The sequence below is a fragment of the Desulfoprunum benzoelyticum genome (assembly GCF_014201505.1).
Taxonomy (GTDB): domain Bacteria; phylum Desulfobacterota; class Desulfobulbia; order Desulfobulbales; family Desulfocapsaceae; genus Desulfoprunum; species Desulfoprunum benzoelyticum.
Genome location: NZ_JACHEO010000001.1, coordinates 101,088 through 124,733, shown reverse-complemented (window position 1 = coordinate 124,733; position 23,646 = coordinate 101,088). Strand labels below are relative to the sequence as shown.

Sequence of the window (23,646 nt, the reverse complement as noted above, 5' to 3'; positions counted from 1 at the left end):
CAAGAGAGAGGGGGGCTTGTCCCCGTCTTTTCGCGACCCGGTGCAATTGCATTGCATTTTCGCCAAAGGGCTAATACTATGTTGCAAAACTTCAATAATCTGTTCCATATTCCGTGGGTTTCAATTTTACTTTCAAGACGCACATCATGACCGAAACACATCCGTCCAGATACAGTGAAGCCGGCGTCGATATCGACAAGGGCAATGCCTTTGTCAAAGGGATCAAAGAGATCGTCGCCTCCACTCACCAGACCGGGGTCCTGAACGACATCGGCGGATTCTCCGCCCATTACGCCATCGACCTCAACAAATATCGACAGCCGGTCCTCGTCACCTCGACAGACGGAGTTGGGACCAAACTGGCCATTGCCCATCTCTGCAACAAACACAACACCATCGGTATCGACCTGGTGGCGATGTGCGTCAACGATATCATCGTCGGTGGTGCGACTCCCTTGTGTTTCCTCGACTATTTTGCCATCGGCCGCCTTGATGTGGCAATGGCCACGGAGGTTGTCAAAGGGATCGCCGAGGGATGCCGCCAGGCCAAATGTTCGCTGGTCGGCGGGGAGACTGCCGAAATGCCGGGCCTTTACCGCGGCAATGATTATGATCTTGCCGGCTTCGTTACCGGAATCGTCGATCGCGACTCCATCATCGACGGGTCCGATATTCGTGTCGGCAACGCCATCATCGGCCTTGCCTCCAGCGGCCTCCACTCCAACGGCTATTCACTGGTGCGCAAGATCTGTTTCGACGAGGTCGGTCTCACCGTCGACCACTACCTGGAAGAATTGGGCTGCACCCTCGGCGAGGAACTGTTGAAGCCGACCAGGATCTATGTCCAGTCCGTCCTCAAGGTTCTCCGAAATTACAAGATCAACGGGATGGTCCATAACACCGGCGGTGGATTCATCGACAATGTCCCGAGGATTCTCCCCCCCGGCTGCAAGGCCGTCATCCATACAACCCGCTGGCCGCAACCACCGATCTTCACGTTTCTGGCCGAGAAGGGGAATGTGCCGGTCGCGGAAATGTACCGCACCTTCAATATGGGCATCGGCCTGATGGCGATGGTCGACGAGAGTCAGGCGACCGACATCTGTCACCATTTCAACGCCGTCGGTGAACAGGCCTTTATCATCGGAGAGATTGTGCAGAGAGACCCCAACGAGACCATCGACGTCGATTTGGTCGACTAAAAAACGGGTTGTCGCAACAGTGTCAAGGCCTTTCATCGATGATGAAAGGCCTTGTTTTTTCAGCTGGCGCAGTCGGCGGTGCCGCCGCCAATCTTTTCCAGGGCATGCGGCAGGACAGGCAGGACCACCTCGATGTTCTCCCTCGCCGCCTTCAGGCTGCCGGGTAGGTTGACAATCAGGGTCTGGCCGCGGATTCCGACCTTCCCTCGCGACAGCATGGCATGCGGGGTTTTCCGAAGACTTTCGGCCCGCATTGCCTCGGCCATCCCCGGCACTTCCTTGTCGATAATCTGGAGCATCGCCTCGGGAGTCACATCGGTCGGCGCCACCCCGGTGCCGCCGGTCGTGACGATGAGATCTACCGCCTGACGGTCGACCAGGGCGATCAGGGCATCGACAATGACCGGCAACTGATCGGGAATGATCGCATAAGACTGCAGCACATACCCTTCCCGTGTCAGGCGTTCCACCAGATAGGGACCGCTGGTATCCTCCCGCTCGCCACGGGATCCCTTGTCGCTCAAGGTCAGCACCGCGAAGGAGTACGCCGGAGCGGGGACCGGCCCCGCCAGTTGCCGGTCGTTGCCGTTATTCTTCATTCTTGCGCTCGGCGATGATCTTTTCAGCGATCTGCGCCGGTACTTCTTCGTAGTGGGAGAAAGATACCGTGAAGCTGCCGAGCCCACCTGTCATCGAGGTCAGGTCGGTGGCGTAGGTCTGGATCTCCGCCATAGGCACCTGTGCATTGATGATCTCGGATTTGGCATCCGAATCCATCCCCATGACCTTGCCCCTTCGCGAATTCAGGTCGCCCATGACATCACCGACATGGTCTTTACCGACCTTGATCACCATGTTCATATAAGGTTCGAGCAGGACCAGCCCAGCTTCCTGGGCCCCCTTCTTGAATGCCAGCGAACCGGCGATCTTGAAGGCCATTTCCGAAGAGTCGACGTTGTGATAAGAACCGTCGACGAGGGCGATCTTGACGTCGATCACCGGGTAACCGGCGAGAACCCCTCTCTCCATAGCCTCCTGAATCCCCTTGTCAACGGCAGGCCGATACTGCTGCGGGATGACGCCGCCGACAATCTGGTCGACGAATTCATAGCCACCGCCGGGCAACGGAGAAATCTCGACCCAGCAGTCGCCATACTGGCCGCGGCCGCCACTCTGTTTCTTGTGCTTGCCCTGAACCCTGGCGGAACCGCGAATCGTCTCCATATAGGGGATTTTCGGCAGGGCCAGTTCCATTTCGACGCCGAATTTCTTTTTGATCCGCGAGCCGACGACCTCGAGATGAACTTTGCCGATCCCGGAGATCAGGACCTGTTTGGTCTGCTGTTCTCTGGTCAGCCTGAGCGTCAGGTCCTCGTCAAGCATCTTCGTGATCGTCGAGAACAGCTTTTCCTCATCCCCTTTTTTGGCGCTGACGGCAAAGGAAATCACCGGCTGCAACGCCTCCGGGGCCTCGTAGACGATGGGGGCGTTGGCGGCGCAGAGGGTGTCGCCGGTCGTCGTTTCCTTCAGTTTGGCAACAGCGACGATCATGCCCGGACCGGCACTTTCGACCGGTTTCTGTTCTTTCCCCTCGAGGACATACAGCTGGCCGAACCGCTCCGCCGTATTCTTCGTGGCGTTGAAAAAGCTGTCCCCCTTCAGTTCCCCGGACCAGACCTTGAAAATCGTCAGACGGCCGGCATAGGGGTCGGCCATGGTCTTGAAGACCAGGGCCGAAAATGGTGCATCGACCGACGGTTTTCTCTCAGCCTCTTCGTTGCTGCCGGGAACGGTGCCGATCTGCGCCGGACGATCAGCCGGGGACGGGAGATACAGGTTGATGGTGTCGAGAAATGCCGCCGTCCCCTTGTTGAGCAGAGCCGAACAGACGCAGACCGGTGTGATCAGGGCCTTGGCAATACCTGCCCGAAGCCCGTCGAGGATTTCCTCGTCGGTCAGCTCCCCTTCCTCGAGGAATTTTTCGATCAGATCGTCATCGGTCTCGGCGACGCTCTCCATCAGATTCTCGCGGTACAATGTCAGCTCGTCGGCCAGATCGTCCGGCACCGCCGTCTCTTTCAGCGTCCCCTTGCTCCCATCTTCGAAGTGATAGGCCTTGCCGGATAAGACATCGACGATCCCGCGAAAGTTTTCTTCCGCACCAATCGGAATCTGCATGACGACAGGCTTGAACGGCAGCGATTCCCTGATCTCCCCAAGCGTTCGGGAAAAATCGGCACGTTCCCGATCCATCTTATTGATGAGGATCATGCTGGGCAGGTTACGCTCGGCGACCATGGTAGCGAATTTTATCGTCTGTCCCTTGACGCCGAGGATGGCATCGGTGACAAAAACGGCGGCATCACAGACATGGGTGGCAAAAAGGGTTTCGTTGAGGAAGTTGTCGTCACCGGGGGTGTCGATCAGATAGATATCGTGTTTTTTCCAGGAATAGTTGTGGAAGGAGGAGTTGATGGAGATCTTTCTGCTGATTTCCTCGTCGTCATAATCCATTGCCGAATTGCCGTCATCAACCTTGCCGAGCCGGCTGATCTTGCCGGCAGTATACAGCATGGCCTCGGCTAGCGATGTCTTACCACAGTTTCCGTGCCCTACTATTGCGATATTCCTGACTAAATTTGTATCCTGCATCTGTATCTCCTCAAAATCGACGGTTATTCAATAGCCTCTCCAAATCTCCGAAACACACTATCAAAGGATCTCCTGACTCCGAACGAAACACATCAGATATATTCAATTCCAAAAGACAAAGTCAAGGATGAACGACATCGGCCGGAAGCCGGGAAAATAAATAACCCCATAAGGAAATTGCTGCAGTTCGAATTCAGATGAATGACTGGAAAAAAAGGTGTGGAAAAGGTATTGTTGCCGTGCATTTTTCCTGTTCCAGACTTCCACTTCCGACAATATTCATTGAAAAACACAGAAACAACCAGCGGGGGTATTGCCCGATCGGCAGCGACAGTCGGAGTGGCGGTGCTGTGCAGCCGCATCCTCGGCCTGATCAGAGAGCAGGTGTTCGCCGCGATGTTCGGCGCCGGGCTTGCCTACGATTCCTTCGTCGTCGCCTTCCGCATTCCCAACCTGCTGCGGGACCTCTTCGGCGAAGGAGCTCTTTCGGCGGCCTTCGTCACGGTCTTCGCCGATTACGACACCAACAGGGGGAAAAAGGACACCTGGCGGCTGGCCTCGAACGTGCTGACCTTCTTCGCCATCGCCCTCAGCCTGATCTCGCTGATCGGCATCTATCTGGCCGAACCCGTGGTCGCGCTGCTCGCTCCCGATTTCAGCCTGGTGGCTGGCAAAACGGCGTTGACGGTCCAGCTCACCCGGATCATGCTCCCCTTCCTGGTCTTTATCTCGCTGGCGGCGGTCGTGATGGGGATGCTCAACACCCAGGGGCGGTTTTTTGTTCCGGCCATGGCATCGAGCTTTTTCAATCTCGGCTCGATCATCGGCGGCGTCGGCCTGGCCTGGCTGATGCCACGCTTCGGTCAGCCGGCGATTGTCGGCATGGCCTGCGGGACCCTGATCGGCGGGATCATGCAGTTGGCGGTCCAGCTGCCCGCATTGGCCGCCACCGGTTTCCGCTTTCGTCCCGCCCTGCGCCTGACCGACCCCGGTCTGGTCCGGATCCTGCTGCTGATGGCGCCGGCGACCATCGGCCTCTCCGCGACCCAGATCAACATCTTCATCAACACCAATTTCGCCTCGTCCTGCGCCGAGGGGTCGGTCTCCTGGCTCAACTACGCCTTCCGCCTGGTGCAGCTGCCGATCGGCCTGTTCGGGGTCGCCCTGTCGATCGCGATGATGCCTGTCCTGGCCCGGCATGCCGCCAACAAGGACATTGGAGCGATGCGGGGCACCCTCGCCTCCTCGCTCAACATCGTCTTCTGCCTCACCCTGCCGGCGACCGCCGGGCTGATCCTGCTGGCAGATCCGATCATCCGCCTGATCTTCGAGCACGGGGCCTTCACCGCCGCCGACACCGTGGCGACGGCGAGCACCCTGTCTCTCTATGCCATCGGCCTGTTTGCCTACTCCGCCAACAAGGTCCTGGTCCCGGCCTTCTACGCCATCAACAGGACGAGATATCCGGTCATCGCCAGCTTTCTCGCCATTCTCTTCAACATCGTCATCATCACCGTGACCATCGATCGTTTCCAGCACCTGGCGATCGCCTTTTCGACCTCGTGCACGATGCTGCTCAATTTCGTCTTTCTGACGACCGTGCTGTACTGGAAAATGGGAGGGTTCAACCTTGGCCGGCTGGCTACCGGCCTGATCAAGATTCTCATCGCCACCGCCATCATGTCGCTCTGGCTCTATCTGGGAAGGATGCCCGTGACCGCCTGGCTGGTGGGCAACGTCTTCCAGCAGCTTGTCGCCACCTTTTCCCTGATCCTCAGCGGAACCCTGATCTACGGGGTGATGTTGTTCAAGCTCGGCATGCCCGAGCTCGACGACGCCGTGGCCAGAATCAGGTCAAGGCTCAGCCCTCAGAACTGATCGGCGCCAGAGGCGTTCTGCAGTTTTTCGACAGCCTGCCGAAGCTGCATGATCTCTTCCCGCAGTTCGTCGATCTGGCCCCTGCGCGCCACCTCCATCTTTTCCAAGGTCGAGCAGACGATTTCGTCCAGCTGTTTTTTGAACTCGGTCTGGGATTCCTCCGATTTTTTCATCAGCTCGTCGACAAGCTTTCGCCCCTCCTGTTCCGAGAGGTTCCCTTTCTTGATAAAATCGGCGGCCAGTTCCTCGACCTTGTCCTTGGTCATCGCTGCCATGCCGATGCCGGTAAACATCGCTTTCTTGATCAATTCAAACATGCCACCCCTCCTGTTTTTTCGATTGTCATACCGTAGAATGGAGAAAAAATTCCTCAGCCTGCCGCTTCGCCTCATCCATCGTCAGACTGTTCTGGACTGATGTCGCCAGAATGTGCCCGAACTGAAAATTTTGGGCAAAATAGTGACTGAACTGCTTCAACCGCCCGAGCCGGCGTTCCAGCGGGAAGCGCTCCTCGAGCAGCGTTGCAAAACGATTGAACACCTCCTGCGCCGTCCTGCCGGTAGGGGCAATCTGCTGTCCGTAAACCCTCCGCGCAATCTCGGCGCACAGCCACGGCCGGCATGCCGCCCCCCGGCCCAGCATCAGGCCGTCAGCCCCTGATACCTGCAGGCATTGCCGCGCATCTTCGACCGAAAAGATTCCGCCGTTGGCCAGAACCGGGATGGTGACGGCCCCCTTCACCATACCGATCCAATCCCAGCGCGGACGCCGACAGAATTTCTCTTTGTCCAGCCTGCCGTGAACGGTCAGCAGATCGACCCCCTCTCCCTCGAGCATCCGGCAGAACGCCAACAGCCTGCCCTCGTCGAGACATTCTCCGAGGCGGATCTTGGCGCTGACCGGCAGGTTGGTCGCCGCCCGCAAGGTCTGAATCAGGATCCGAACCCGTTGTGGATCGCCGGTCAGGAAAACCCCGGCGCCATGACGCCGCAATTGTGGAGCCGGACAGCCAAGATTGAGATCGATCCCCTGGGCATGAAGCTGATGCAGCCGGTCAACGGCCGGGGCGATATCCTCCTTTTCCGTCAAGAAAAGCTGATAGAACAGCGGCCGTTCTTCTTTCCCGCGGATGAGATAGGGCGAGGTCTGGTCGCTTTCCTGCGGCAGTTTCCGTGCCGCCAGCATCTCGGTAAAGAGCAACCCTGCCCCGCCTTCCTCCACCACCAGCGTCCGCAAGGCCGAGTGCGAAAGACCGACCATCGGGGCAAGCGCGAGCGGCGGAGCTATCGTCAGACCACGCAGGGCCAAGCTGTTTGTGATTGCCACCCCGATCCCCCCTTCTGCCATACCCATCATCTCCTTTTTGAAGATATTTTCCTGGGATGAATGCCGCAGTGAAGCGGCATCGCCTCGATGATCATCGACAGCGAATAATAGAGAAATTCGCGCCGATCAGCAGACGACCTCTCCACCACAGTCACTCAATGTCCGCGCTTCCGACTCGCTTCTGAACATCCACCCGAGGCACGGTGCCCCGACAGGTTCATTATACCCTTGACCTGCCACCACGCACAAATCATTTCCCAATTATTGTAAACGGATACCAGTGGAAGAGGATTCCAGCGGAATTTTCCGAAGCCAATTCGACCCGGGTTTTATTACCGGTCCTTACCAGTCCATGTCGGGACGACATCAGGCTCATCTCGCAGCTCAAACGACAAGCGGGAAACAGCAGGAGACCTGCACCAGGTTCACCGGACGCTATCACGATATCCGGCAATTTATTGACATAACATGCTCATGTTGTATAGATTGGTCAGCGATCTCCCCCCGGCAGCAAAGGTTTCTTCAAGGTAAAGACGATTCGAGCACACATCGGAGCAGGATATGGTTCCTTTTCAGTATACCGGAAAGTATTTTCGAAAATGCATTGCCCTTCCTGTGCTGTTTTTCCTCTTTCTCCTGCCTGCAACCAACTCACCTGCGGAAACACGATATGTCTCCGATCAGCTGACCATCAACGTCAAGGACAATCTCGAACAACCCTACACGGTGGTAGCCAAGGTGCGATCAAACGAGGCGGTCAACGTCCTGGAAGAAAACGATGGCTACGCCCGGATACAAACGGCAGACAGGCAGATTGGGTGGATTGCCAGGCAGTATCTGACCACGACGGTGCCGAAGACGGTGGTGATCGAACGGCTGCAGAGAGAGATCGCTGCGCTGCGGACCCAGATCCCGCAGTCCGGCAGTACCGCCACTCCACCAGCGGTGGATTCGGAACTGCGCAAAGAACGTGACCGACTCCAGCTTGAACTGGAGACCGCCCGGACCCGTATTACCGAGCTGCAGGCACAGGCAGCGCAACCGGCAGAGGCCCCCGCTCCGCCTGATCCTGAAGCTCTATCCTCGGAAATTATGGTCCTGGTTGAAAAAAGGACCCAACTGGAAACGGAAATTACCGCTCTCAGGGCCCAGATTGAAAGCCTCAATGACGGCCGGATCGATATCGACGCCCTGGTTCAGGAAAAAGAAAGACTGGTTGCGGATAATCGAGCGAAGGATCAACGGATAACCGTGCTTACCGCAGAAAACGATAAACTTGCTGAAAAAACGATTATTTACTGGTTCATGGCAGGCGCACTGGTCTTTCTTGGCGGCATGTTTTCGGGAAAGCTGTTCAGCAGGAAGAAGGCGAAATACTCCTATTGAAAACCAGTCAACAGGTATATTGGCTTTCTCCTCAAGGGAGCCTTTCGGACGACAGGATCATGCTTCATTTTGCCCAGGCGACCACTTCCCGGTTCAAGATAAAAGCCGGATTCAATAGCGCCGCAACCTCAAATCCGGAAGAGTATAACACCTTTTTCCCATCATTATCCTCACATTCGAGATCCAACTCATGAATAATCCCCTCGATCGCAGAATCGTAATCACCGGTGTCGGCCTAGTCTCCCCGAATGCCGACAATCCTGTCGAGTTTCGCCGTAAACTGCTGCACGGGATCAGCGAGATCCAGGAAATCGATCTCCGCTACTTCGGCAAGGCGGCGGCAGGTTTATGCACCTTTCCAGAGACCAAACATCGGAAAAACAAGGAAAACAAACGTGGGACCCGCGCCGGCTGTATCGGTGTCTATTGTGCCCACGAGGCCCTGGTGAACGCCGGAATTGAGATTTCGTCCTGTGATCCCGCCCGTATCGGCGTCTATATCGGCCTGACCGAGCATGGCACCGTCGAGACCGAAAACGAAGTGTTCAACATCAGCAGATACAACTACGACACCAACTACTGGACCCACCACCACAACCCGCGAACCGTCCTCAACAACCCCGCCGGCGAGATCACGATGAGCCTCGGCATCACCGGTCCCCACTACTCGATCGGGGCCGCCTGCGCCGCCGGCAACGCCGCCCTGATCCAGGCGGCACAGATGATTCGACTCGGCGAGGTGGATATGGCGCTTGCCGGTGGTGTCTCCGAATCAGTCGGATCCTTCGGTATCTTCGCCAGCTTCAAGGCCCAGAACGCCCTCGCCGAGGCCACCGATCCCCGACGGGCGTCACGACCCTTCGATCTCGGCCGCAACGGTATTGTCATCTCCGAGGGAGGCTGCATCTACGTCATCGAATCCATGGACCGGGCACTTGCCAGGAACGCCAGGATACTTGGGGAAATCGTCGGCTACGCGATGAACTCCGATGCCCGGGACTTTGTGCTGCCCTACGGACCGAGGCAGGCCGAGTGCATGCGGCTTGCCCTCAGGCGGGCCGGACTGCGACCGGAAGATGTGGATCTGATCAATACCCACGCCACCGGCACCAGGCAGGGCGATATCGAAGAGTGCAAGGCGATCCGCGAGGTCTTCAGAGATTCGGCATCGACATACGTCAACAACACCAAGAGCAACATCGGCCACGCGATGGGTGCAGCCGGGGTCCTCGAACTGGCCGGCAATCTCCCCTCCTTCGACGATCACCTGGTCCATCCGACCATCAACATCGACGAACTCGATCCGGAGTGCAGTCTCCCCAATCTTGTCGTCAATACCCCGGTCGATGCCGGCTCGATTTCAGTTATCCTCAACAACTCCTTCGGTATGGTCGGCATCAACTCGGCCCTCATCGTCAAGAAATTTGAGCCGTGAGCACTGGCGCTGAAAATCGATCGTGACAAAAAAAGAATGAAAAAGTTCTAGCATCTATGGTATACAGATACCTTTGCCGATTGTATTTTCCGCAAAAGCGGCAGCACTTCCGACCCTGCAAACACACGCTACTGATCAATATATTATCTGGAGACACTCATGACGCGAGAAGATATCAAAACTCTTATCCTGGAGATTATTCACGACATAGATGACGAGGCGGATTTTGACGATCTGGATCCCGACAAACCGCTCCGCGATCAACTCGACCTTGATTCCATGGATTTTCTCGACATCGTCATGGAACTCCGCAAGCGTCACCAGTTGCAGATCCCCGAATCCGACTACCCCCGTCTCGCCACCCTCAACAGCTGCGCGGACTACCTGGAACCCCTGTTGCAAGACGCCTGAGGGGTGAAGGTTCCGTTCCTCGTCATCGGCGGCGGGCTCTCCGGGCTTGCCGCCGCCATCAGATTTGCCCGATTCAACCCCGAAGTTCTCCTCCTCGAAAAACACAGCCGCATCGGCGGTCTCAACTCGTATTTCTACAGAAACAACAGAATCTTCGAAACCGGGCTGCACGCGATTACCAACTATGCCGATGCAGGCAACAGGAGGGCGCCGCTCAATCGCCTGTTGCGACAACTCAAGTTCAATCGCGATCATCTCGATATCCATCAGCAGATCTGCAGTGAAATCGTCTTCAAAGGAGTTGAGAGTCTTTTATTCTCCAATGATTTCATGTTGATCAAGGACGAAATCGCCTCGAAATTCCCCCGTTCCAGCGATGGGTTCGACCGGCTCGTGTCCTTGCTCGACAGCTTCGATCCCTTCACGATCGCCCCGTTTCGCTCCGCCCGGCTGTTCCTTCTCGACATTCTCCCCGATCGCCTGCTGGTCGACATGCTGCTCTGCCCCCTGATGTATTACGGCTCGAGTGTCGAAGACGATATGGACCTCAGCCAGTTCGCCATCATGTTCCGGTCGATTTTTCAAGAGGGGATGTTCAGGCCGGGCGGATCGATCAAGACCCTGCTCGACCGCCTGCTCGACCATTACCGAGGTCTCGGTGGTTCGATCCGCACGAGCGCCGGAGTGCGGGAGATCCTCCACGACGGCCGCAAGGTCCAAGGCGTCGTTCTGACCACGGGAGAGACAATCCACTGCGGATCGATCCTTTCGACCATCGGCCTTGACGAGACCCTCGCCCTGCTCCACCGCCCGCCATTGTCCAGCGACTCGACGCGTCTCGGCTTCGTCGAGACCATCTATCAGATCCAGACCTGCCGCGGTCCGACCCTCCCCACCGACCGGACCATCATCTTCTTCAACAATAGCGAGTCGTTCCGATATCGACGCCCCGATCAGGCGGTCGACTTCTCCAGTGGAGTCATCTGCCTGCCGTCAAATTTCGCAGGGCTCCAGGCCACGACCACAAAAGAAGTCCGATCCACCCATCTCGCCAGTTACGAGCAATGGCAGACGATCGCCGCCGACCGCCAGGCCTATGAGTCCCTGAAGACGCAAACAGCCGAACGATCGAGGTTGGTGCTCGAGGACATCGTCGGCAATTTCGGCCAGGCGATCGTCTTTCAGGACACCTTCACCCCGTTGACAATCGAACGCTACACTGCTAAGAAAGAAGGCGCAATTTATGGAAATCCGCAAAAAATAAAGGATGGGGACCTTGGCTATGACAACCTCTTCCTTGCCGGAACCGATCAGGGATTCCTGGGCATCGTCGGCTCGATGCTCAGTGGTGTATCCATGGTAAATCAGCATATTCTCAACAAATTTTGATTCGTTCCGGCATTCAACCTCAAGCAAGCAATCAGATTATTTCAATGCCTGTGCCATTTTCTGAAGCATCCGATGCCTATGATGCGATCATCATTGGCTCGGGACTGGGGGGACTGACGACCGCCAATCGCCTTGCCTATTGCGGCCACAAAGTCCTGCTGCTCGAATACCACCACAAGCTCGGCGGGCTCGCCGCCTGGTTCAAGCGCCGCGGCCATATCTTCGATGTGTCACTGCACGGTTTTCCTTATGGGATGGTCAAGACCTGCAAGAAGTACTGGAACCGCGAGATCATGAACTCCATCGTCCAGCTCAAAAAAATCGTTTTTGACAATCCCCAGTTTTCCCTGGAGACGACCTTTGACCGGCAGGATTTCACCTCGATTCTCGAAAACCGTTTCCGCATCCCCCGGCAGACGATAGAGGCGTTCTTCTCCGCAGTCTCGTCGATGAATTTCTACGACGACCAGACGATGACCACCCGGGAGCTGTTCGAACAGTTCTTCCCCGGCCGGACCGATATCCACAGGCTGCTGATGGAACCCATCACCTACGCCAACGGTTCGACCCTGGACGACCCGGCGATCACCTACGGCATTGTTTTCTCCAATTTCATGAGTCGAGGCGTTTTCACCTTCGAAGGCGGGACGGACAGGTTGATCGACATGATGACTGCCGAGCTCGAAAAAAACGGGGTGACGATCTGCACCAGGTCGAAGGTCGAAAGGATTGTCGTCGAAAAAGGCAGGGTCAAGGGGGTCGAGGCCAACGGCAGGGTCATTGCGGCAAAGGCGGTGGTCTCCAATAGCGGCATCACCAATACCATCAACAACCTCACCGACAGGCGCGCTTTTTCCGAGGCCTTTCTCGAGAAGGCGGCGGCCATCCGGGTCAACAACTCCAGCTGCCAGGTCTATATCGGCATCAGGAAGGGTGAGCAGGTTAACGATATCGGCGATTTGCTGTTCACCTCGTCCGCGCCGGAATTCGATTCCCGGGAACTGCTCGATCTGCACACGAGGTCAAAGACCTTTTCCCTCTACTACCCAAAAACCCGGCCCGGCCATGACCGTTATACCATTGTTGCCTCGATGAACAGTCGCTTCGAAGACTGGCAAAACATGGATGACGAACAGTACGTCGGCGAAAAGGAGCTGCTGATAGAACGGACGCTCGATGACCTCACACGCTATCTCCCCGACATCCGGACCAAGGTCGACTGGGTCGAGGCGGCCACCCCGCGCACGTTCAACCACTACACCCTGCATACCTGCGGGACTTCGTTCGGAACCAAATTCGAAGGTCTCGACATTTCCCGAACGATCTTCAAGGAGATCGGCGGACTGTTTCACGTCGGCTCCGTCGGGATCATCATGTCCGGCTGGCTGGGGGCCATCAACTACGGGGTCATCGTCGCCAATGACGCCGATGGCTACCTGCGTTCATTGCGAGGATAATTGCATGGATACTTTTCTGCACCAGGTCGCCGTGGTCACCGGTGCAACCCGCGGCATAGGGAAGGCGGTTACCCTTGCCCTGCTGCAGCAGGGGGCAACGGTGGCCGGCATTTACCACAGCAACCATCAGGCGGTGAAGCAGTTGCGGCAGGAAAGCGGCGGGACGAACAAGCTCCATCTCTTTCAATGCGATGTCGCCGACGAGACCCAGGTCAATTCCTTCTTCGCTGCCGTCGAACGGCAATTCTCAGCCATCGACATCCTCGTCAACTGCGCCGGAATCCGCCGCGATGCCGTGCTGGCGATGATGAAGAGCGAGGACTGGCGATCCGTCATCGACATCAACCTTACCGGTTCCTTCCTGATGGCGAAGCAGGCGGTCCTGCTGATGATGAAGAAAAAATACGGCCGCATCATCAACATCACCTCCCCGATATCGTATCTCGGCTTTGCCGGTCAGGCCAACTACGCCGCCTCCAAGGCCGGGCAAATCGGCATGACCAGGTCGCTGGCGAAGGAAACGGCGAAAAAAAAGATTACCGTCAACTGCGTCTCCCCCGGTTTCATCGAGACCGATTTCCTCCACGGCCTGCCGAAGGAGCAACTCGACGGCTACAAGGCCCTGGTACCGATGCGCCGCTTCGGCACCACCGCCGAGGTCGCCGATGCCGTTCTCTTTCTCGCCGGCAGGAACGCCGGCTATATCACCGGCGCAGTGCTGGAAATCAACGGAGGCCTGTGATGCTTTCTCCCGATCCGGAAATACATGCCCTTATCCCTCATCGTCCGCCGTTTCTCTGGGTCGACCGGATCGTCGACTATCAGGATGATACCATCGTCACCGAAAAAATGATCCCTACCGATCTGGACATCTTCTTGGGACATTATCCCGGCCATCCGATCATGCCCGGGGTCCTGCTCTGCGAGGCGGTATTCCAGTCAGGGGCCCTGCTGCTGGCGAAAATGCAGGAACGCGGGAAAGCGGGAATCGAAGCCTGCGTCCCGGTTCTCGCCCGAATCGGCGGCGCCAGATTCAAGAGATCGGTGTATCCGGGAGATACCATTGTCATGACGGTCAAACTCACCGAAATGCTCTCCTCAGCCTGGTTTTTTTCAGCGAGACTCCATGTCCGGGAGAAACTCGCCCTCCAGATCGATTTTTCCTGCACCCTCCAGAAAACAGTCTGAGCCGCACCTCAACCTTCTCGTCCCGCCTGAACAGGAAAGTGCACGGCGCCAACACTCAAATATTGATCTTTTCATCGAGAAGAAGTAAATTGATCGGTTTAATATAACCATTGATTTATTTTCATTTTTTTAACTCATGGAACATCGGATCCTGCGACATCCCTCACAGGATTCCAGGCACTGACTTCACAAGGCAAGGTATCACCCGTGCAGCTTTCAATCACCGACATGATTTTTCACGCAGGACCGGTAGGACAACTGGTTATGCTGACATTACTTATATTTTCAGTAGCTTCATGGACCATTGTGTTCATGAAGACTCGACTGTTCCGCAAGGTCCGCATTGACAGCGAGGACTTTCTCGAAACTTTCTGGGCCTCAACGAACCTGAACGAGGCCCATAAGGCAGCGACCGAGTACGAGTACAGCCCAGAGGCGTCGGTCTTCACCGCCGGGTTTGCGGAATTGCAGAAGATCAACAAGATCCGCAGCAGGAAAGACGAGAATGCCGCTGCCGAAACCCTGGAGATGCAGCTTGCAACCATGGACAACCTGAAGAGAGCGGTCAGGAAGGCCGAGGCCCAGCAACTGACCAAACTCGGGAGTGCGCTCGCCTTTCTGGCAACAACCGGCAGCGCCACACCGTTCATCGGTCTTTTCGGTACCGTTTGGGGGATCATGGCTTCTTTCCACGATATCGGCCAGCGTGGTTCCGCCTCCCTGGCGGTCGTCGCCCCCGGCATTTCCGAAGCTCTGGTCGCCACCGCCGCCGGCTTGGCCGTGGCCATTCCGGCAGTTATTTTCTTTAATTATTTCTCGAACAGAGTAAACGATATCGATGGGAACATGCAGAATTTCACGACCGATTTCCTCAACCTGGTCGAACGTGATTTTATAAGCCGGGTGTAATTCTGTTTCAAATCATATCACACCAATATTGCAGATAATTCTATGGGTCCATTGAACGGTAGAGGCCGAAAAGGGTTGGTCGCAGACATCAACGTCACGCCACTGGTTGATGTCATGCTGGTGCTGTTGATCATCTTCATGGTGACGGCGCCGATGATGACCCAGGGACTTGACGTCAACCTGCCTGAGACCACGTCAAAGGCCCTGCGGCAGGACGATGAGCCACTCATCGTCACCGTCGACAAGGAGGGGAAGATCACTTTAGGGAAGTTGGAGATGGCCCCGGCAAAGCTTAAAGAGCAACTTGATGGCATGTCCGAAGAAAAAAAGAAAGAACCTATCTACCTGAAGGCCGACAAGGATGCAGCCTACGGGAGCGTGGTTACGGTCATGGCGGATATCAAAGCGGCCGGCTTCGACAAGCTCGGCATGATCACCAAGCCATCAGAAAAACTTGAATAGGCATGACATACCAGGAATACCGAGTAACATACATGAGCAGCAACAACGACTGGAAACTGCCGCTCAATCTGGCGATCGGTTTCCATATTCTGGTGGCCCTGTCGACGATCCTGTTTCCGATGGTCTTCAAAAGCAAACCGGAATTTGTTGATATCTATTCGGTCAATCTTGTAAATATGGAAGAGCCGGCAGCGCCAGCGGCTCCAGCTCCAGCGCCAGCGCCGGCGCCGGCCAAGACGCAGTCTCAACCGCCGCCGGCAGCGCCGCCCAAGGTCATTGAAAAAACCGCGGCCCCGGTCAAGATTCCGCCGAAAGCGGCGGTCCCAGTTGCCGCCGAAAAGCCGGCAGAAGTCGTGCAGCCGGCAGAAGTCGCTCCGCCGGCACCGCCGAAAGCGGTATCGCTGACACCGATCAAGCGAAAGGTAAAGAAAGAGGTGCCGCCGGATGATACGGTGCAACGGGAAGCGGAAAGGCGCGAACAAGAGATCGAGAAACAGAAACGCAATCGGGAGATCGAAAAACAGACGCGTCAGCAGCTGGCCGAAAGTCTGAGGGCCGAGCAGATTGCCGCCGAAGAGGCGCAGCTGGCAGCCGAAGCGGCCGAAGCCGAACGCAATCGGATGGAACAGACGAGGCAACGGCTGTCGCAGATCCGCTCATCGGTTCAGGGCAGCGCCTCCTCGACCACGTCAAGCACCTCGACCTCGTCAAGCCCCGCGGCAACCCAGGGCGGCGGGTCGACCAGCGCCCTTGACGCCCAGTACTATGCTGCTGTGGCCGCCCGGATTCAGCCGTTCTTCCAGCTGCCGGAGATCAAAACGTTCGATCCGGCCCTGCTCACGGTCGTCATTATTACCATCAGCAAGAGCGGGGAAGTCGCCGATACCCAGATCGAATCCAGTTCCGGCGACGCATTGTACGACCAGTTCGTGATCAAGAGTATAGAAGCGGCCAATCCATTACCGCCGATCCCGCCTGCTTTGCGGAAGCAACGCATTGAAATGGGGCTCAAATTCAGCCCCGGCGGAATCCATTAGCCGATCAACCCAGACCTCAGCCCTACAGCGTGTACCCATGACAATGAACAAATCAGCATTTGCGCTCATATTTCTGCTTCTGTCGTGCTTCAGCCTGCCATCTCCATCTCAGGCCGCCGACCGGGTATATGTCGATATCACCGCTTCCAGCACCCGCAAGATCAACTTTGCCGTCCCGTGGTTCGCCAACGCCCAGGCTGGTCAGGACCAGAGCAAGGGCAAGGAACTGGCCGACACCCTGGCCAAGGCCCTCGAATTTCACGGTGTCATCGGTATTTCCCCCACTGCCGAGTACGGCGGTACCCAGTCGGCAAACTGGCGGCAACTCGGCGTTGATTATGCCGTTCTCGGTCAGTTCGCTCTGTCCGGCAAGAACCTCTCTTTAGAGATCCGTGTCCTCGACATCGCAACCAATCAGATTCTCCTCGGCAAATCCTACACCGGGACGGTCCAGCAGCAGGACGAAATGTTGTTCAAATTCTGCGACAGCGTGATTGAAGCCCTGACCGGCAAGCCAGGCATCGCCTCCACCAAGATCGCCTTCGTTTCCTATACGCGTAACGCCAAGGAAGTGTATCTCACCGACATCCTGGGCCACAAACTGCGGCAGGTGACCCGTCACCGGAATCTCGCCGTTTCCCCACGTTTTACGCCCGACGGCAAGAAGCTCAGCTACACCTCATACCATTCCGGCAACCAGAACCTCTATATTACCGATCTCAGCCAGAGCAAGACGACCCGTTTGATTTCAAAAAGAAAGGGACTGAACCTCGCACCCGCCTGGTCGCCGGACGGACGGTACATGATTCTGACATTGTCGATCAATGGCAATCCCGACCTGTATCTCTGTGACAGCAATGCCAAAATCATTGAACAGCTGACCGACCGCTCCGGAATCAACGTATCCGCGTCGTGGTCGCCGGACGGCAGCCAGATTGTCTTCGTCTCCGATCGTACCGGCAAGCCTCATATATATATGATGAATCTTTCTACTCGTCAGGTTCAGCGCCTCACCTTCGAGGGATCTGAAAACTCCGAACCATCCTGGTCCCCTACGGAGAATCTCATCGTTTACACCAGCCTGCGTAATGGCGTGTATCAGATCTGCACGATCAAACCCGACGGCAGTGCAGCCCAGCAGCTCACTACCGATCTCAGTCATCATGAAATGCCGAGCTGGTCCCCGGACGGGAACCAGATTATCTTTGCAAAACGTGGCGGCAACAGGCACCAGATCCATGCCATCATGAAAAACGGCAGTTTCCAGCGGCCTATCTTCTCTTTCCCGGGCAGCAACACCTATCCCCGGTGGTCGCGGTAACGACCTTCAACCCTAATTCAGCCTGGCAATGCTATGAAAAAAACCATCCTCCATTTCGCACTGATGATCGCCGTTTCCCCGTTCCTTCTGCAGTGCGCGACCCAGAACGAGGTTCAGAACCTGCAGTACCAGCTGCGCATCATGAACAAGAAACTGGAGGACATGAAGGTCAATACCGTCAGCGATCTCCAGAAACGGCAGGCCGATTCGTCAGGCCAGATGAGCCAGCTCGAGCAGGAGATTATGACCCTCAAAAGTCAGCTCGATGAGACGCAACAGCTCAATTCCCAGCTGAAGGAAAAAAACACCCAGCTCGAGAATACTTTTTCTAATTACACCCAACAGGAATCCGCCAAACGTGACGAGGCGATACGGCGGATGGAGGAGGAGCAGAAAGCCAAGGAAGCCAAGTTGGCCGAACTCTCCGAAAAACTGAAGGTGCAGCAGGAAAGTGTCCAGGCGATGCAGGAGGCGAGGGTACAGGAGGCTGAACGCCGTGCCCGGGAAGCGAAACTTGCGGCAGAAAAGGCCAAGGCACGGACACAGGCAGCCGGCAGCGCCCTGGCGACCGGTGGCGCCGGAGTCGTCAAGATCGGGGCGGCGCAGCAGAAAAAAATCCTCTCCTCTTCAACGCTGCCGGAAACCACCGCCGTGGCGCCGAAACCGACCTTGACGGCATCAGTCGCACCGCCGACGCCACCGGCCGCTGTCCAGACCGAGGTCCAGCAGCGCATTGCGCCTGAACCACCTCCGCAACAGCCAGTTGCACCGCCGCCTCCTCCTTCGCCCGCCCCTGCCGCCGTCAAGACGGGTGGCAGTCTGGCCGAGGCCAAAAATCTCTACGACAGCGGCAAATACCAACAAGCCTACGCACTGTACGAACAGGTTGTCAGGGACAACGGCACCGGCAACGATGCCATCGATGCCCGCTACATGATGGGAGAGTGTCTGTTCCAGCAGAAAGAATTCGATCAGGCAATTCTACAATATCAAAAGATTATCGCCCAACAGGCCAAACATCCGAAGGCAGCGTCGGCGATGCTGCGTCAGGCCATGGCCTTCGAAAAGCTTTCCGACAACGAAACCGCCAAAATCATCTACCAGAAAATCCTGTCCAGTTATGGCTCATCGCCGGAGGCGGCGCAGGCTCAGGAAAAACTCAACAAAATGTAGGGAGAGGTTGATCTCGTCGTGAAAATCCGCCTCGATGCGCTCTTGATCGAGAGAAACCTCGTTCAGCAGAAGGACAAGGCCAGGGCGTTGATCGGTGCCGGTGAAGTTCTGGTAAACGAGAGGGTGGTTGACAAGGTTGGGCACCTCTGCGACCCCGGAGCAACTATCCGGCTTCGAACACATTGCCCCTACGTCTCCCGAGGAGGCTTGAAACTGGCGGCGGGGCTCGATCACTTCAGAGCAGATCCAAGCGGCCTGACGTGTATCGACATCGGGGCATCGAGTGGCGGATTTACCGACTGCCTGCTCCAGCACGGTGCCGACAAGATCTATGCCGTCGATGTCGCTTATGGACAGCTGAGCTGGAAAATCCGCCAGGATCCCCGTGTGGTCGTTCTTGAACGGTGCAACGCCCGCCTTTTGACACCGGCACAGATCCCCGAGCCGATCGATTTGGCGGTAATGGACGTCTCCTTTATCTCCATCACCAAGATCATCCCCGTCCTGCTACCTTTATTCACCAGGCCATTTTCCCTGTTGGCGCTGATTAAACCGCAATTCGAACTGCCGAAGGAGGATATCCCGCACGGGGGAGTCGTCCTTCTGAAGGAAATGCACCAGAAGGCCATTGAGCTTGTCACCGATTATGCTCTGGGCCTGGGTCTGAAGACTGAGGGCACCGTCCCCTCCCCTGTTTTGGGTCCCAAGGGAAACAGGGAATTTCTCATTTATCTGCATTCCTGACAAACCGGGCTTGCCTCTTTCATTGCCAGCGATCGGCCCTTCTTTCATGCACTGCCCAGCCAGCGGTCGAATCGCAATCAGCAACTGACCTTGGCTGTGTCGGCCATGATCCGGCGAAGAATGCGACAGAATTCCTCGTAGCCGATCTCTGCCCGTATCCCGGGACAGGATTCGGCGATAATGTGAAAATTCATTTCATCATCAAGAATCGAAGGATGGAGGGGCCATTGACGGCATCGCCAGGGACGTCCGGCATGGACGAGACATCCCTGGCTGTAAAAAATGCAATGGCCTTCAACCGTCTGCATCTGCACGATCGTCCCGGTGATCCGCCAGTATTTCGACGTGACTTCTTCGCGATCAAGGTTGAGACACTGAACCATCTGCCGCTGGTCATTTTCGTCCAGTGACACGGTGGTCTCCCCGTGGCAGCAGAACCCGCAGCGTTGGCAGATAAAAATATTTTCAATTTCCGACATGAATATCTCGCAAAAATACTGGTATCAGTCACACCGTAAATTGACGCAACTTCGTTGAGCTATGGACCTGTGGTGAAACGAGGGAATGAGAAGAGGATCGGCCCCGTCACTAGGCGTAGCCGATATAATCTCCAAAGGTCGAAATGTCGATACCGAATTGCATCGCCGCCGCCTTCCATTTGAACTCATCAGGGGTGTCGAAGATGATATGATCACTGGCAGGAACAGTCAGCCAACCGTCACTGACCAGTTCCTGTTCGAGTTGACCGGGACCCCAGCCGGTATATCCAAGCAGAAAGAGAAACTTCTCGGGTCCCCTGCCCTGCGCTATGTCCTCAAGGACCCTGGATTCTCGTGACAACGAAATGGTAGGGCTGATCTCCAGCCGATAATCAGTCTGATAATCTGATTGGTAGAGGATAAAAGCCGATTCCAGTTCAACCGGCCCCCCAACATAGACCGGAGGGAGTTTTTTTTCAGGAATCGGCAGGTGCGCCCCGTTGAGGATTTCCGACAGACTGAAGGCGGGGTTGGGTTTATTGACCGCGACTCCCATTGCCCCCTCATTGTTATGAGCACAGACCAGAATCACCTGCTCTTCGAAACGGGGATCGGGCATCCTTGGCGTCGAAACCAGGAAGGAACCGGTGAGCGTATCAATGATCGGGGCCCTGTGCGTTGACATTGTGTTCCCCTCTTCGTGAAAATGGGTTCGCAGAACTTTGCAGCCATTCCTGTCGTCAACATCCTTCCCTGCATAGTATCAGACCAACTTCCCACTCGTCAAGTCAACCGGTCCTGCCCTCCGTTTCACCAGGGTTTTGCCTTGCCTGTTGTTCTCGATTCTTGGAGGGGAACGGGAAAATGACCATGACAAATGGACGCCAATGCCATACACTTCTAAAAAGCGAACAACACTCCGGTAATATTCCCTCCTCAGCGCAGGCCGCAACCAACATGGATATTGATCAACACATAGAACGTATCATCCATTCCGCCCATTACGATCCTTTTCAGGTCCTTGGGGTTCACTTTTCCGGCGAGAATGAAGAGACGGCAACAATCCGGACCTTTCAGCCCCATGCCCGAAAGGTGGAACTGCTGATCGGCAACGGGAGCACCGAGATGACCAGGACCCGGGAGGAAGGGATGTTCGAGGCCGTTATTGATCGGTCCACCCTTGCCGATACCAATCTCGATCCCTATACTTATCGATTTACCATTCATTATCACAGCGGGTTCGTGGAGACCATCAACGATCCCTATCGATTTCTCCCTCAACTTGACGCGGACGACCAGTATCTTTTCAACTTCGGAACCAATTATCGACTGTACGATCACCTCGGCAGTCATTGCGCGGTTATACGGCATGTCGCCGGAGTCATCTTCCGTGTCTGGGCCCCGAACGCCGAAGCAGTCGCCGTCATCTGCAATTTCAATGGCTGGGACGGCAGAATCCACCCCATGCGTTCACTTGGCAGTTCGGGCATCTGGGAATTGTTCATTCCGGGTCTGCAGGAGAATGAAGTCTATAAATTCCGAATCAGGACCAGCGACGGGAATTTTATAGACAAATCCGATCCTTTTCAATTTTATGGTGAAATCCGGCCGAAAACCGCATCGATCGTCCGCGATCTCAACCGTTACCAATGGCAGGATGACAAATGGCAGGAGAATAAACGAACCGTGGCGCCCTATGATCGACCGCTGTCGATCTATGAGGTCCATCCAGGGTCGTGGCAGCGCGATCCCGATGATCCGGACCGTTTTTTCACCTTCAGAGAACTGGCGGAAAAGCTGATTCCCTACGTCAAGAAACTCGGCTTCACCCATATCGAATTGATGCCGGTGATGGAACATCCACTCGATGAATCCTGGGGCTATCAGGTGACCGGACCGTTCAGCATCACCAGCCGTTACGGGCTTCCGGAAGATTTCATGTACTTTGTCGACCAGGCCCACCTGAACGGGATCGGGGTCATCCTCGACTGGGTTCCGGCCCATTTTCCCAAAGACGACCACAGCCTCGGACATTTCGACGGCACATCCCTCTACGAGCACGAGGATCCCCGGCTCGGATCCCATCCCGAATGGGGGACCTTCATCTACAATTACGGGCGTAAGGAAGTCAGCAACTATTTGATTGCCAACGCCTTGTTCTGGATGGACAAATATCATATCGACGGTCTTCGGGTCGATGCTGTCGCTTCGATGCTCTATCGCGACTACGCTCGGCGCGAGGGTGAATGGCTGCCGAACTGTTATGGCGGCAAAGAGAACCTTGAAGCGATTGAATTTCTCCGCCACACCAACTCCGTGGTCTTCAACCATTATCCCAACACGCTGATGATCGCCGAGGAATCGACCAGTTTCTATGGTGTTTCGAAGCCTGCCGACGTCGGCGGACTCGGCTTCGGTTTCAAATGGAACATGGGGTGGATGAACGATATCCTCAGCTATTTCTCAAAGGATCCGCTGTTCAGGAAATTTCATCATAACGCCCTGACATTCTCGATCATGTACGCCTTCACAGAGAATTTCATTCTGCCGATGTCGCACGACGAGGTCGTGCATGGGAAACGATCGCTCATTGATAAGATGCCGGGCGATCTGTGGCAGAAATTTGCCAACCTCCGTCTTCTCCTGCTGACCATGTGGATGCACCCGGGCAAGAAACTCCTGTTCATGGGTGGGGAATTCGGGCAATGGTCGGAATGGTACTGCAAACGGAGTCTCGACTGGCACCTTCTCGAAGAAAACGACCTGCATCGGCAGACCATGGACTTTGTCGAAGCGTTGAATACGATGTATCTGGGAAATCCTTCACTCTGGCAACAGGACTTTTCGCCCCATGGCTTTCGCTGGATCGATCTCGATGACCGGAACAACTCGATCATCTCGTTCGTCCGCTATGCCCGCAATCGTGAAGACCACCTGGTCGGGGTTTTCAACTTCACCCCACAGACGTTTTTCAAGTACACCATCGGCCTGCCGAGCGACAGGCCGTACCGGCAGATTTTCTGCTCGGACGATGTCGTCTATGGCGGCAGCGGGGCTAATGAAGATGTGATTTATACCCCTGTCGCCGATCCGTATGCCCAGGCCGAGTATCGTACCACCTTGAAGATTCCGCCACTTGCCGGCGTCATCCTCAAACCATGCTGATTGATGCCCCTCCATCACCATTATCCGGAGCA

General features: G+C 56.0%; 22 protein-coding genes. 16 read left to right on the top strand and 6 right to left on the bottom strand.

The annotated features are described in order from the left end of the window. The first annotated feature begins 146 nt into the window (after positions 1-146). The gene (gene purM / locus HNQ81_RS00520) at positions 147-1,202 is read left to right on the top strand and encodes a phosphoribosylformylglycinamidine cyclo-ligase (RefSeq protein ID WP_183347210.1); all 1,056 of its coding nucleotides are present in this window, start codon (positions 147-149) and stop codon (positions 1,200-1,202) included. Between the two features lie 59 nt (positions 1,203-1,261). Here purM and HNQ81_RS00515 read toward each other — a convergent pair whose 3' ends face one another. Together HNQ81_RS00515 and fusA are read right to left on the bottom strand one after the other, a co-directional pair. Continuing rightward, positions 1,262-1,801: a MogA/MoaB family molybdenum cofactor biosynthesis protein gene (locus HNQ81_RS00515; RefSeq protein WP_183347208.1), complete on the bottom strand. Its 540-nt coding sequence runs from the start codon at positions 1,799-1,801 to the stop codon at positions 1,262-1,264. Continuing rightward, entirely contained in the window at positions 1,791-3,854 is a 2,064-nt protein-coding gene (gene fusA, locus HNQ81_RS00510) for an elongation factor G (RefSeq protein WP_183347206.1), read from the bottom strand. The genes HNQ81_RS00515 and fusA overlap by 11 nt, the downstream gene beginning before the upstream one ends. A 282-nt stretch (positions 3,855-4,136) precedes the next feature. Between fusA and murJ the strand changes: the two genes are divergently transcribed. Then, on the top strand, positions 4,137-5,732 hold the full coding sequence (gene murJ / locus HNQ81_RS00505; RefSeq protein WP_240191553.1) for a murein biosynthesis integral membrane protein MurJ: 1,596 nt from the start codon (positions 4,137-4,139) through the stop codon (positions 5,730-5,732). Here the strand turns inward: murJ and HNQ81_RS00500 are convergent. Together HNQ81_RS00500 and HNQ81_RS00495 are read right to left on the bottom strand one after the other, a co-directional pair. Further along, positions 5,723-6,049, bottom strand: a complete 327-nt coding sequence (locus HNQ81_RS00500; protein WP_183347202.1) for a phasin family protein — start codon at positions 6,047-6,049, stop codon at positions 5,723-5,725. The genes murJ and HNQ81_RS00500 overlap by 10 nt on opposite strands. A 25-nt stretch (positions 6,050-6,074) precedes the next feature. After that, on the bottom strand, positions 6,075-7,079 hold the full coding sequence (locus tag HNQ81_RS00495) for a tRNA dihydrouridine synthase (protein WP_240191554.1): 1,005 nt from the start codon (positions 7,077-7,079) through the stop codon (positions 6,075-6,077). Between the two features lie 540 nt (positions 7,080-7,619). Between HNQ81_RS00495 and HNQ81_RS00490 the strand changes: the two genes are divergently transcribed. The 13 genes from HNQ81_RS00490 (at position 7,620) to HNQ81_RS00430 (ending at position 19,970) form a co-directional block, all read left to right on the top strand. After that, positions 7,620-8,444, top strand: a complete 825-nt coding sequence (locus tag HNQ81_RS00490) for a TIGR04211 family SH3 domain-containing protein (RefSeq protein ID WP_183347197.1) — start codon at positions 7,620-7,622, stop codon at positions 8,442-8,444. 190 nt (positions 8,445-8,634) lie between these two features. Next, the gene (locus HNQ81_RS00485; RefSeq protein WP_183347195.1) at positions 8,635-9,879 is read left to right on the top strand and encodes a beta-ketoacyl-[acyl-carrier-protein] synthase family protein; all 1,245 of its coding nucleotides are present in this window, start codon (positions 8,635-8,637) and stop codon (positions 9,877-9,879) included. Positions 9,880-10,038: 159 nt separating this feature from the next. Beyond that, positions 10,039-10,290 carry an acyl carrier protein gene (locus tag HNQ81_RS00480; RefSeq protein WP_183347193.1) on the top strand — a complete coding sequence of 84 codons (252 nt, stop codon included), beginning with the start codon at positions 10,039-10,041 and terminating at the stop codon, positions 10,288-10,290. Between the two features lie 3 nt (positions 10,291-10,293). Beyond that, positions 10,294-11,679: an FAD-dependent oxidoreductase gene (locus tag HNQ81_RS00475; protein WP_183347191.1), complete on the top strand. Its 1,386-nt coding sequence runs from the start codon at positions 10,294-10,296 to the stop codon at positions 11,677-11,679. 44 nt (positions 11,680-11,723) lie between these two features. Continuing rightward, positions 11,724-13,136 (top strand): phytoene desaturase family protein, encoded by a 1,413-nt coding sequence (locus tag HNQ81_RS00470; RefSeq protein ID WP_183347189.1) that lies wholly within the window; start codon positions 11,724-11,726, stop codon positions 13,134-13,136. Positions 13,137-13,140: 4 nt separating this feature from the next. Further along, positions 13,141-13,878 (top strand): 3-oxoacyl-ACP reductase FabG, encoded by a 738-nt coding sequence (fabG, locus tag HNQ81_RS00465; RefSeq protein WP_183347187.1) that lies wholly within the window; start codon positions 13,141-13,143, stop codon positions 13,876-13,878. Next, positions 13,878-14,324, top strand: a complete 447-nt coding sequence (locus HNQ81_RS00460) for a 3-hydroxyacyl-ACP dehydratase FabZ family protein (protein ID WP_183347185.1) — start codon at positions 13,878-13,880, stop codon at positions 14,322-14,324. The genes fabG and HNQ81_RS00460 overlap by 1 nt, the downstream gene beginning before the upstream one ends. 228 nt (positions 14,325-14,552) lie before the next feature. Continuing rightward, the gene (gene tolQ, locus HNQ81_RS00455; RefSeq protein ID WP_221270808.1) at positions 14,553-15,233 is read left to right on the top strand and encodes a protein TolQ; all 681 of its coding nucleotides are present in this window, start codon (positions 14,553-14,555) and stop codon (positions 15,231-15,233) included. A 75-nt stretch (positions 15,234-15,308) separates the two neighbouring features. Then, positions 15,309-15,695, top strand: coding sequence for a protein TolR (tolR, locus tag HNQ81_RS00450; RefSeq protein WP_240191555.1), 387 nt, complete (start codon positions 15,309-15,311; stop codon positions 15,693-15,695). 32 nt (positions 15,696-15,727) lie between these two features. After that, positions 15,728-16,732: an energy transducer TonB gene (locus HNQ81_RS00445; RefSeq protein WP_183347179.1), complete on the top strand. Its 1,005-nt coding sequence runs from the start codon at positions 15,728-15,730 to the stop codon at positions 16,730-16,732. Positions 16,733-16,775: 43 nt separating this feature from the next. Beyond that, positions 16,776-18,053: a Tol-Pal system beta propeller repeat protein TolB gene (gene tolB, locus HNQ81_RS00440; RefSeq protein ID WP_183347177.1), complete on the top strand. Its 1,278-nt coding sequence runs from the start codon at positions 16,776-16,778 to the stop codon at positions 18,051-18,053. Positions 18,054-18,086: 33 nt separating this feature from the next. Further along, positions 18,087-19,226 carry a tetratricopeptide repeat protein gene (locus tag HNQ81_RS00435; protein WP_183347175.1) on the top strand — a complete coding sequence of 380 codons (1,140 nt, stop codon included), beginning with the start codon at positions 18,087-18,089 and terminating at the stop codon, positions 19,224-19,226. A gap of 18 nt (positions 19,227-19,244) precedes the next feature. After that, complete coding sequence (locus HNQ81_RS00430; protein WP_183347174.1) at positions 19,245-19,970, top strand: TlyA family rRNA (cytidine-2'-O)-methyltransferase; 726 nt, start codon at positions 19,245-19,247, stop codon at positions 19,968-19,970. 77 nt (positions 19,971-20,047) lie between these two features. On the opposite strand, the gene HNQ81_RS00425 is transcribed toward HNQ81_RS00430, so the two are convergent. Both HNQ81_RS00425 and HNQ81_RS00420 read right to left on the bottom strand, forming a co-directional pair. After that, positions 20,048-20,449: a YkgJ family cysteine cluster protein gene (locus HNQ81_RS00425; RefSeq protein ID WP_183347172.1), complete on the bottom strand. Its 402-nt coding sequence runs from the start codon at positions 20,447-20,449 to the stop codon at positions 20,048-20,050. 109 nt (positions 20,450-20,558) lie between these two features. Next, positions 20,559-21,134, bottom strand: coding sequence for a YqgE/AlgH family protein (locus HNQ81_RS00420; protein WP_221270801.1), 576 nt, complete (start codon positions 21,132-21,134; stop codon positions 20,559-20,561). A gap of 272 nt (positions 21,135-21,406) precedes the next feature. On the opposite strand from HNQ81_RS00420, the gene glgB reads away from it, so the two are divergent. Beyond that, positions 21,407-23,614, top strand: coding sequence for a 1,4-alpha-glucan branching protein GlgB (gene glgB, locus HNQ81_RS00415; RefSeq protein WP_183347170.1), 2,208 nt, complete (start codon positions 21,407-21,409; stop codon positions 23,612-23,614). Positions 23,615-23,646 lie beyond the last annotated feature (32 nt).

Coding starts and splice junctions, on each gene's coding strand:
- purM (WP_183347210.1), top strand. CDS start 147: ATGACCGAAACACATCCGTCCAGATACAGTGAAGCCGGCGTCGATATC.
- HNQ81_RS00515 (WP_183347208.1), bottom strand. CDS start 1,801: ATGAAGAATAACGGCAACGACCGGCAACTGGCGGGGCCGGTCCCCGCT.
- fusA (WP_183347206.1), bottom strand. CDS start 3,854: ATGCAGGATACAAATTTAGTCAGGAATATCGCAATAGTAGGGCACGGA.
- HNQ81_RS00500 (WP_183347202.1), bottom strand. CDS start 6,049: ATGTTTGAATTGATCAAGAAAGCGATGTTTACCGGCATCGGCATGGCA.
- HNQ81_RS00495 (WP_240191554.1), bottom strand. CDS start 7,079: ATGGCAGAAGGGGGGATCGGGGTGGCAATCACAAACAGCTTGGCCCTG.
- HNQ81_RS00490 (WP_183347197.1), top strand. CDS start 7,620: ATGGTTCCTTTTCAGTATACCGGAAAGTATTTTCGAAAATGCATTGCC.
- HNQ81_RS00485 (WP_183347195.1), top strand. CDS start 8,635: ATGAATAATCCCCTCGATCGCAGAATCGTAATCACCGGTGTCGGCCTA.
- HNQ81_RS00480 (WP_183347193.1), top strand. CDS start 10,039: ATGACGCGAGAAGATATCAAAACTCTTATCCTGGAGATTATTCACGAC.
- HNQ81_RS00470 (WP_183347189.1), top strand. CDS start 11,724: ATGCCTGTGCCATTTTCTGAAGCATCCGATGCCTATGATGCGATCATC.
- fabG (WP_183347187.1), top strand. CDS start 13,141: ATGGATACTTTTCTGCACCAGGTCGCCGTGGTCACCGGTGCAACCCGC.
- HNQ81_RS00460 (WP_183347185.1), top strand. CDS start 13,878: ATGCTTTCTCCCGATCCGGAAATACATGCCCTTATCCCTCATCGTCCG.
- tolQ (WP_221270808.1), top strand. CDS start 14,553: ATGATTTTTCACGCAGGACCGGTAGGACAACTGGTTATGCTGACATTA.
- HNQ81_RS00445 (WP_183347179.1), top strand. CDS start 15,728: ATGAGCAGCAACAACGACTGGAAACTGCCGCTCAATCTGGCGATCGGT.
- tolB (WP_183347177.1), top strand. CDS start 16,776: ATGAACAAATCAGCATTTGCGCTCATATTTCTGCTTCTGTCGTGCTTC.
- HNQ81_RS00435 (WP_183347175.1), top strand. CDS start 18,087: ATGAAAAAAACCATCCTCCATTTCGCACTGATGATCGCCGTTTCCCCG.
- HNQ81_RS00425 (WP_183347172.1), bottom strand. CDS start 20,449: ATGTCGGAAATTGAAAATATTTTTATCTGCCAACGCTGCGGGTTCTGC.
- HNQ81_RS00420 (WP_221270801.1), bottom strand. CDS start 21,134: ATGTCAACGCACAGGGCCCCGATCATTGATACGCTCACCGGTTCCTTC.
- glgB (WP_183347170.1), top strand. CDS start 21,407: ATGGATATTGATCAACACATAGAACGTATCATCCATTCCGCCCATTAC.